This window comes from Vibrio sp. V33_P6A3T137, assembly GCF_009904835.1.
In the GTDB taxonomy this organism is placed as follows: Bacteria; Pseudomonadota; Gammaproteobacteria; order Enterobacterales; family Vibrionaceae; genus Vibrio; species Vibrio metschnikovii.
The window spans coordinates 1-8,749 of record NZ_WXWK01000051.1 but is presented as its reverse complement, the minus strand read 5'-3'; the positions used below and the strand labels follow the sequence as shown (position 1 = coordinate 8,749).

7 protein-coding genes, 1 tRNA gene and 3 rRNA genes are annotated in these 8,749 nt (G+C 43.6%); 5 read left to right on the top strand and 6 right to left on the bottom strand.

Features of this window, described 5'->3' with window-relative positions; all coding sequences use genetic code 11:
- Nucleotides 1-155 precede the first annotated feature (155 nt).
- Both CAG60_RS04780 and CAG60_RS04775 read right to left on the bottom strand, forming a co-directional pair.
- Complete coding sequence (locus tag CAG60_RS04780) at nucleotides 156-1,202, bottom strand: MJ1255/VC2487 family glycosyltransferase (protein WP_161429636.1); 1,047 nt, start codon at nucleotides 1,200-1,202, stop codon at nucleotides 156-158.
- Nucleotides 1,199-1,735 carry a phosphatase PAP2 family protein gene (locus CAG60_RS04775; RefSeq protein ID WP_161438397.1) on the bottom strand — a complete coding sequence of 179 codons (537 nt, stop codon included), beginning with the start codon at nucleotides 1,733-1,735 and terminating at the stop codon, nucleotides 1,199-1,201. Before CAG60_RS04775 ends, CAG60_RS04780 begins: the two co-directional genes overlap by 4 nt.
- A gap of 450 nt (nucleotides 1,736-2,185) precedes the next feature.
- On the opposite strand from CAG60_RS04775, the gene leuA reads away from it, so the two are divergent.
- The 5 genes from leuA (at nucleotide 2,186) to CAG60_RS04750 (ending at nucleotide 7,891) form a co-directional block, all read left to right on the top strand.
- Complete coding sequence (leuA, locus tag CAG60_RS04770) at nucleotides 2,186-3,736, top strand: 2-isopropylmalate synthase (protein WP_004394354.1); 1,551 nt, start codon at nucleotides 2,186-2,188, stop codon at nucleotides 3,734-3,736.
- A 65-nt stretch (nucleotides 3,737-3,801) separates the two neighbouring features.
- Nucleotides 3,802-4,893, top strand: coding sequence for a 3-isopropylmalate dehydrogenase (leuB, locus tag CAG60_RS04765; protein WP_004394355.1), 1,092 nt, complete (start codon nucleotides 3,802-3,804; stop codon nucleotides 4,891-4,893).
- 63 nt (nucleotides 4,894-4,956) lie between these two features.
- Nucleotides 4,957-6,363: a 3-isopropylmalate dehydratase large subunit gene (gene leuC, locus CAG60_RS04760; protein ID WP_161426604.1), complete on the top strand. Its 1,407-nt coding sequence runs from the start codon at nucleotides 4,957-4,959 to the stop codon at nucleotides 6,361-6,363.
- Nucleotides 6,364-6,378: 15 nt separating this feature from the next.
- Nucleotides 6,379-6,981, top strand: a complete 603-nt coding sequence (leuD, locus tag CAG60_RS04755; RefSeq protein ID WP_158138910.1) for a 3-isopropylmalate dehydratase small subunit — start codon at nucleotides 6,379-6,381, stop codon at nucleotides 6,979-6,981.
- Nucleotides 6,982-7,111: 130 nt separating this feature from the next.
- A complete protein-coding gene (locus CAG60_RS04750; RefSeq protein ID WP_161438396.1) occupies nucleotides 7,112-7,891 on the top strand; it encodes a DUF547 domain-containing protein in 780 nt (259 codons plus the stop codon).
- Between the two features lie 41 nt (nucleotides 7,892-7,932).
- Here the strand turns inward: CAG60_RS04750 and rrf (CAG60_RS04745) are convergent.
- From rrf (CAG60_RS04745) to CAG60_RS04730, 4 genes are all read right to left on the bottom strand, one after another.
- A 5S ribosomal RNA gene (rrf, locus tag CAG60_RS04745) occupies nucleotides 7,933-8,048 on the bottom strand.
- 31 nt (nucleotides 8,049-8,079) lie between these two features.
- Nucleotides 8,080-8,155, bottom strand: a tRNA-Thr gene (locus CAG60_RS04740).
- 79 nt (nucleotides 8,156-8,234) lie between these two features.
- Nucleotides 8,235-8,350: ribosomal RNA gene (rrf, locus tag CAG60_RS04735) — 5S ribosomal RNA — on the bottom strand.
- 87 nt (nucleotides 8,351-8,437) lie between these two features.
- Nucleotides 8,438-8,749 (bottom strand): 23S ribosomal RNA (locus CAG60_RS04730); the annotation flags it as partial.

Here is an 8,749-nt window from a genome sequence, read left to right as displayed (position 1 = left end):
CCTTTAATTTCAATTGGTTAGTTTTTTATAAAAAAAGATAAAGTTTATTTTCCGATGTTTTTTATAAAACATTGACCTCGCGAATACTTTAAGACGCAAAAAAAAAAAAATATTCACACGACAAATATCATTCGATGTAAGAATAATTTAGTGAATTAATTTAACGCGGCATAATTAGGGAAATCGACTTGCTTCCAAAGCTGTTGTGATAATTCCGAGTGACAAGCCCAGTTTCCGTTAAGCAACCAGTCAACGATTGCCCCCGCCACATCGGGGTAATGTATGCGCTCAATGTCTTGTTCATTCAGCCATTCACTGATCACAAAAGCATCCAATGAGTTCATGCTCGCTGCAAGTCCAAGCAACTCTAAAGTGGCCACATTGCTTTGTTGTTCAAATTGACCGATTAATGGCTTTAACAGGAGCTTTTTTCCTAACGACAAGGCTTCAGAAGGTAATTCAAACCCACCATTAGCGATAACACCTGAACAACGGTGTAAATCAATCTGAAATGATTGGTGAGACAATGGCTTTAAATGCAGATTATCAACTTGCAGGCTCTGCTCAATCGCTGGGTGATAGCAGATAAAAGATTGGTGAGTAAAACGGGTCAATAATTCACACACTTGTTCCAAGTCTTCAAAAGGCAAATAAACCAAGATAAATCCCTGATTAGTAATCGATTGATTTGACGAATGAATGATCGGCGGCAAAATAGGCTGATTGAAGTGGTACCAATGCAAAGCGAGATAATAATTAGCCGGAGAAAAATGCTGCATGATCGATTTGTCCAACCAACTGGCTCCTTTAATAGGTACTGAATAACGAAACGCATTCTGGTGACTTAAGCTAATAGACGTAATCCCTTGTTGTTTCGCCGCCCAAGCCGTCACTGGTTCAAAATCGTTGATCACTAAATCATAGCCACTTAAATCAAGGTTTGTTACCTCTTGGTAATATCGCCCAAGACGATTCGCGCAAAGCGTCTTTAAGTAACTCACCTTTCCTCGCTGAGAAATAAAAGTCAAACCATGCCGTGTCTGATAATGACCAAAACACTCCATCGAAAAATAGTGTTGGGCATCTCGACCAGAAAACAAGAAGTCGACTTCGATATGGCGTTGCTTAAAGGCATTGCTCATCGCGCGTGCGCGAGCAATATGCCCATTTCCCGTTCCTTGGACACCATAAAGTATTTTCATAATAATGCCCCCTCGAGAATAATCATCGCTATCACAGCCGAGCCATACCCCAACAACGCACCAGCGACGACATCTGTAAAAAAATGAACGCCTAATACAATACGCGAACTACCGATCAATCCTGCCCAAATCAGAGCAGCAGGATAAAGACTCGGGTAAAACTGCCCTATCAATGTCGCCATTAAAAAAGCGGCGGCGGTGTGGCCTGAGGGTAAGCTGTAACGATCAGAGGGAGTAATAGAGGCGGTAAAACAAGGCGAATAGTCTTGTGGTCTACGTCGCTGAACCGCATTTTTCACCACCCAATAAATAGGTAATTCGATGGCAAAAGCCGCCATACCAATAATGAGAAATTGACTACCATGATTCCTATCAAGCCCCCAAGCCAATAAGCCTAATATTAAATAAAGATGGCCATCTCCCGTATGAGAGACCGCCTTACTTACATTCGTTAAGGATGAAGTCGCTTGATGTCGTAAACAATAGGTCGATAAAGCTAAATCTAACTTAATCAGTGGTTCAATGGTGCGCATGCTCTATTCCTTGCTTAATCTACTCAATGTTTATTGAGCATAGGTAAGGCAAATGACAACACCGTGATCCTTTGTTTGAAAATAGATGACAGACCGACCTCACTCTAATCGCTTAATATCACCGTTAATCAATAAAAATAGATTTAGGGGTTGACGAGTTCAGTGGAGTGCGGTACTAATTTGTTAACTTAATCGTGTGGAATGTTAATAATGATATTACGTATTTCTCTTCTGCTAGGCCTACTTCTGATCGTGAACCAATCGCGCGGGTAGCTTGTGGAAGAAAAATAACACACTGATTACATAGAACCCGCACAGAGATGCGGGTTTTTTTATATCAATATTCAGGAAGTCAACCAGAAACCATCGGCTTAATCCAGTGCTAAGACCCCAAAAATATCAGTCTAGCTAAATTAAACCGACAGGCACAACAACTATCAGGGAGCAAACATGAGTGATCAGGTCATTATCTTCGATACCACATTACGTGATGGCGAACAGGCGTTATCAGCGAGTCTAACCGTCAAAGAAAAGCTACAAATCGCTTATGCTCTTGAGCGCTTAGGCGTTGATATAATCGAAGCCGGATTTCCTGTCTCCTCTCCTGGTGATTTTGAATCGGTCCAAACCATTGCTAAACACATTAAAAATAGCCGAGTCTGTGCCCTTTCGCGTGCCGTTGCGAAAGATATCGATGCTGCCGCCGAAGCATTAAAAGTCGCCGACGCTTTTCGTATTCACACCTTCATTTCAACATCCACGATTCACGTACAAGATAAATTGCGCCGCAGTTACGATGATGTGGTGGACATGGCGGTGCAAGCCGTCAAACATGCCAGAAACTATACCGATGACGTCGAATTTTCCTGTGAAGATGCTGGACGCACTCCCATAGATAACCTTTGTCGCATGGTAGAAGCAGCGATCAATGCTGGAGCACGTACCATTAATATTCCCGATACGGTTGGCTATACCGTACCTAGCGAGTTTGGTGGCATCATTCAAACCTTATTTAATCGTGTTCCCAACATCGACAAGGCGATCATTTCTGTTCATTGTCATGATGACTTAGGCATGTCGGTTGCCAACTCGATTGCAGCGGTTCAAGCCGGTGCAAGGCAGATAGAAGGCACGATCAATGGTATCGGTGAACGTGCTGGTAACTGTGCCCTAGAAGAAATCGCCATGATATTGAAAACTCGTCACGACCTATTAGGCGTTAAAACCAATATTCGTCATGAAGAAATCAGTCGGACAAGTAAATTAGTCAGCCAACTGTGTAATATGCCTATCCAAAGCAATAAAGCGATTGTTGGAGCGAATGCATTTAGCCACTCATCGGGTATTCATCAAGATGGGGTATTAAAAAATAAGAATACCTACGAAATCATTACCCCTGAATCGATTGGTTTGAAAAACCAAGCGCTGAATTTGACCAGTCGTAGTGGTCGGGCGGCCGTGAAAAGTCATATGGAATCCATGGGCTATCATGAACATGAGTATAATTTAGATGCGTTATATGAAGACTTCCTCAAATTGGCTGATCGTAAAGGTCAGGTATTCGACTACGACTTAGAAGCCTTAATGCACTTTTCGAATTTACGTGAAGAAGACGATTTCTATAAGTTGAATTATCTTAGTGTGCAATCTGGCAGTGTCATGGCCACCACCACAATTAAACTTAAGTGTGGTGATGAAGAACATTGCGAAGCCGCCGTCGGTAATGGTCCGGTTGATGCGCTCTATCAATGTATTTATCGTCTCACAGGTTATGACATAGTCTTGGATAAATTCGATTTAACCGCAAAAGGCGAAGGAGAGGATGGCCTTGGCCAAGCCGACATTATTGCCAACTATAAAAATAGAAAATACCACGGCACAGGGGTTTCTACGGATATCGTTGAAGCATCAGGTCAAGCACTACTGCATGTGATCAATAGCATTCATCGTGCAAACCAGATTGACCAAATTAAACAAAAGAAAAACGTCGTCACGGTATAAATCCCGCAACGACGGATTCGCAAACACAGATCAATAAAAATTAGACAAATAGATAAAGGACGACCATGACAGACAAACACTACCGCATTGCTGTTTTACCCGGTGATGGAATTGGACCAGAAGTAATGCAACAAGCCGAAAAAGTGCTTGATGCTATTGAACAAAAGTACTCATTCACCTTTAGCCGCGAATATCATGATGTCGGCGGAATTGCCATTGATAATCATGGATGCCCATTACCCCAAAGCACCTTAGATGCCTGTGAAGAAGCTGATGCGGTACTTTTTGGTTCTGTTGGCGGCCCCAAATGGGAGCATCTGCCACCAAACGAACAACCAGAGCGTGGTGCATTACTGCCTTTACGTAAACATTTCCAGCTATTTTGTAATTTGCGCCCTGCACAAATTCATCCTGGATTAGAGAGCTTTTCACCTTTGCGTGCCGATATTTCTGAGCGAGGCTTTGATATTGTGGTCGTTCGTGAGCTGACTGGCGGTATTTATTTTGGACAGCCGAAAGGACGTGAAGGAGAAGGCGCGAATGAAAAAGCCTTTGATACTGAAGTTTATCATCGTTATGAAATCGAACGTATCGCAAAAATTGCTTTTGAATCGGCTCGCTTACGTCGTAAAAAAGTCTGTTCGGTAGATAAAGCTAACGTTTTACAAAGCTCTATTTTATGGCGTGAGGTGGTTGAACAGGTAGCTCAAGACTACCCAGATATTGAACTTTCTCATCTCTATATAGATAACGCGACTATGCAACTTATCAAAGATCCTGCTCAGTTTGATGTGATGTTGTGCTCGAATATTTTTGGCGACATCATCTCCGATGAGTGTGCAATGATCACCGGTTCAATGGGGATGCTGCCTTCTGCAAGCCTGAATGAGAGTAACTTTGGCCTTTATGAACCAGCCGGTGGATCAGCACCGGATATTGCCGGTAAAAATATTGCCAATCCCGTAGCACAAATTCTTTCTGCTGCATTAATGTTACGTTATAGCTTAGGTGAAGAACAAGCAGCACAAGATATTGAAAATGCCGTGTCAAAAGCACTATCCGCCGGAGAACTGACGGCGGATCTTGCAGGCAACAAACCGGCACTCTCTACCTCAGAAATGGGCGATAAAATCGCTGGTTATATTTTACACTCATAATAAGTCGTGCTCGGTTAACGATACGAGCACACTATGCAGCTCAAAGAGCTCAAGGAAGAAGCAATGTCATCAGCAAAAACGTTATATGAAAAAATTTATGATGCGCATGTGGTGGTTGCCGCCCCCGGTGAAACGCCTATTTTGTACATCGATCGCCATTTGGTCCATGAAGTAACCTCACCACAAGCCTTTGATGGATTAAGAGAAAAAGGTCGTCCAGTACGCCAAGTCAGCAAAACCTTCGCGACCATGGACCACAACGTCTCTACCACCACCAAAGATATTAATGCGTCAGGGGAAATGGCGCGGATTCAAATGGAAACCCTCTCAAAAAACTGCGCTGAATTTGGGGTAACTCTCTACGATTTAAACCATAAATATCAAGGTATTGTCCATGTCATGGGCCCAGAACTTGGTATCACGCTACCTGGCATGACGATTGTTTGTGGGGATTCACACACCGCGACACATGGCGCTTTTGGCTCACTCGCGTTTGGTATTGGCACCTCTGAAGTTGAACATGTATTAGCAACCCAAACCTTGAAGCAAGGCCGTGCTAAGACAATGAAAATCGAAGTACGAGGTAAAGTGGCTCCTGGCATCACCGCCAAAGATATTGTTCTAGCAATCATCGGCAAAACAACCGCTGCCGGAGGTACTGGTTATGTCGTAGAATTCTGTGGTGAAGCAATTCGTGATCTTTCTATGGAAGGACGCATGACCGTGTGTAACATGGCGATTGAATTAGGGGCAAAGGCAGGACTGATCGCTCCTGATGAAACAACCTTTAATTATATTAAACAACGTAAATTCGCACCGAAAGGCGCTGATTTTGATGCCGCTGTCGAGTATTGGAAAACACTGACGACCGATCCCAATGCACAATACGATGCAATCGTCACTTTAGATGCCTCAGAAATAAAACCACAAATCACTTGGGGAACCAATCCAGGACAGGTTATCGCTGTTGATGAGGTAATCCCATCACCAGAGAGCTTTAGTGATCCGGTCGAAAAAACATCCGCTGAAAAAGCGCTGGCTTATATGGGCTTAGAAGCAGGCCGCTCACTATCTGAATACAAAGTCGATAAAGTATTTGTTGGATCGTGTACTAATTCACGAATCGAAGACATTCGTGCTGCCGCAGCCGTTGCAAAAGGTAAAAAAGTCGCCCCTCATGTACAAGCATTGATAGTCCCTGGCTCCGAGCAAGTAAAAGCACAAGCTGAAGCAGAAGGTCTCGATAAAATCTTCCTCGATGCAGGGTTTGAATGGCGTTTACCCGGCTGTTCGATGTGTCTCGCAATGAATAATGACCGCTTAGGGCCAGAAGAGCGTTGTGCTTCGACATCCAATCGAAACTTTGAAGGCAGACAAGGGCGAGCGGGAAGAACTCACTTAGTCAGCCCTGCGATGGCAGCCGCCGCAGCGATTGCCGGACACTTTGTCGACATTCGTCAATTTAGCTAATAAGGAGCAAGTGATATGTCAGGTTTTCAACAACACACTGGTTTAGCTGTTGCTCTTGATGCAGCCAATATTGATACCGATGCGATTATCCCAAAGCAGTTTTTGCAAAAGGTCAATCGTATCGGCTTTGGACAACACCTCTTCCATGATTGGCGGTTTTTAGATGATGCAGGATTAACCCCTAACCCTGATTTTGTCATGAATCAACCTCGTTATCAGGGAGCAAGCATCTTACTCGCACGTGAAAACTTTGGTTGTGGTTCGTCAAGAGAACACGCCCCTTGGGCACTCGCTGATTACGGGATAAAAGTCATCATTGCTCCAAGCTTTGCCGATATTTTTTATGGTAATGCAATAAATAATCAGATGCTCCCTGTCCGCTTATCCGATCATGAGGTAGAGGAGCTGTTTCACTATGTTCAGAACACACCAGGAGCAACGATTGACGTCGATTTGCAAACGCTCAATGTCGTCGCCAACAACAAAACCTACTGCTTTGAAATCGATGATTTTCGTCGACACTGCTTACTCAATGGATTAGACAATATTGGTTTAACGCTGCAACATGAAGCTAAAATCGCCGAATATGAAGCCAAGATACCGCATTTTCTAGCTTAAATCCGACAAATAAAATTAGGGCTGATCATACAGCCCTAATTTTATTGTTCAATATCCATGGCTATCTTCGAATATTACCGACACTATTTTCCAACATCATCCTACTTATTTCACTTTCACCAAGGAACCTATGAAATTTTTACTATCACTCTTATCCTTGTCCTGGTCATTATCGATTAGTGCTGCGCCTAAATCAGAATTATGGGATTTTTGGAATCAAAGTAATGAAGCTAATACACAAGAGGTATCTCATCAAGCATGGCAACAACTTCTCGATCGCTATCTTTCTCAACAAGGTATGCACACCCTTTTCGATTACGCCAATGTAGAAATCTCCGACCGAGAAAAATTACAGACTTATATTAACCAATTGGCAAGATTGGATCCGAGAACATTAAACAAGCAGCAGCAATATGCTTACTGGATAAACTTGTACAACGCCTTAACCGTTAATATCATTCTTGAGCACTATCCAGTCTCGTCAATCACTAAAATCGGAGGGTGGTTTCGGTTTGGTCCTTGGAACCTACCATTATTAGAGATCGCCAGTCAAAAACTCACTCTTAATGATATTGAACATCGAATTTTAAGACCAATATGGCAAGATCCTAGAATTCACTACGTCGTTAATTGTGCTAGTCTCGGTTGCCCAAACCTGCAAAGTGAAGCCTTTACGGCGCAGAATATCGATCGATTACTTGAGAAATCTACCCATGAATTTATCAACAGCGAGAAAGGTGCCAAGATAACCAAAGACCAGCTTATTCTATCTTCCATCTATCAATGGTATGCCGATGATTTTGGTTCTCAAGTAGAGTTGATGGCTCATCTTTCGCTGTATCGTCCAGAACTTACCACCTATCGTGGAACAATCCGTTATGAGTATGACTGGCGACTAAATAGCAAATAGCAAAAAGCCTCTGTATTGCTACAGAGGCTTTTTAAATGAGTACCTGGCGATGTTCTACTCTCACATGGGGAGACCCCACACTACCATCGACGCTGTTTCGTTTCACTTCTGAGTTCGGCATGGAATCAGGTGGGTCCAAAACGCTATGGTCGCCAAGTGAATTTTTATAGCTAATGCTATTGAATCACTGGTGCTGATACCCAGAATCGAACTGGGGACCTCATCCTTACCAAGGATGCGCTCTACCGCCTGAGCTATATCAGCAGATCTATTTTTAAACTGCTAGTCCGCTTATTATCAGCGCTAGAGTGACTTCTTCTCGTAAGAAGAAGTAGAAATTAAAGCCTGGCGATGTTCTACTCTCACATGGGGAGACCCCACACTACCATCGACGCTGTTTCGTTTCACTTCTGAGTTCGGCATGGGATCAGGTGGGTCCAAAACGCTATGGTCGCCAAGCAAATTTGGTTAATTCGGAAAGCTGTTTTTCATTCTCTACACATTCAATGCACTTCTTTGAGTCCACCAAAACCCCTTGGGTGTTGTATGGTTAAGCCTCACGGGCAATTAGTACAGGTTAGCTCAACGCCTCACAGCGCTTACACACCCTGCCTATCAACGTTCTAGTCTCGAACAACCCTTTAGGACACTTATAGTGCCAGGGAGAACTCATCTCAGGGCTCGCTTCGCGCTTAGATGCTTTCAGCGCTTATCAATTCCGAACTTAGCTACCGGGCAATGCCACTGGCGTGACAACCCGAACACCAGAGGTTCGTCCACTCCGGTCCTCTCGTACTAGGAGCAGCCCCCTTCAATTCTCCAACGCCCACGGCAGATAGGGACCGAACTGTCTCACGA

What these genes read in the sequence shown, in the direction of transcription:
- leuB (WP_004394355.1), top strand. Translation starts at nt 3,802, where the DNA reads ATGACAGACAAACACTACCGCATTGCTGTTTTACCCGGTGATGGAATT.
- leuC (WP_161426604.1), top strand. Translation starts at nt 4,957, where the DNA reads ATGTCATCAGCAAAAACGTTATATGAAAAAATTTATGATGCGCATGTG.
- leuD (WP_158138910.1), top strand. Translation starts at nt 6,379, where the DNA reads ATGTCAGGTTTTCAACAACACACTGGTTTAGCTGTTGCTCTTGATGCA.
- CAG60_RS04750 (WP_161438396.1), top strand. Translation starts at nt 7,112, where the DNA reads ATGAAATTTTTACTATCACTCTTATCCTTGTCCTGGTCATTATCGATT.
- CAG60_RS04775 (WP_161438397.1), bottom strand. Translation starts at nt 1,735, where the DNA reads ATGCGCACCATTGAACCACTGATTAAGTTAGATTTAGCTTTATCGACC.
- CAG60_RS04780 (WP_161429636.1), bottom strand. Translation starts at nt 1,202, where the DNA reads ATGAAAATACTTTATGGTGTCCAAGGAACGGGAAATGGGCATATTGCT.
- leuA (WP_004394354.1), top strand. Translation starts at nt 2,186, where the DNA reads ATGAGTGATCAGGTCATTATCTTCGATACCACATTACGTGATGGCGAA.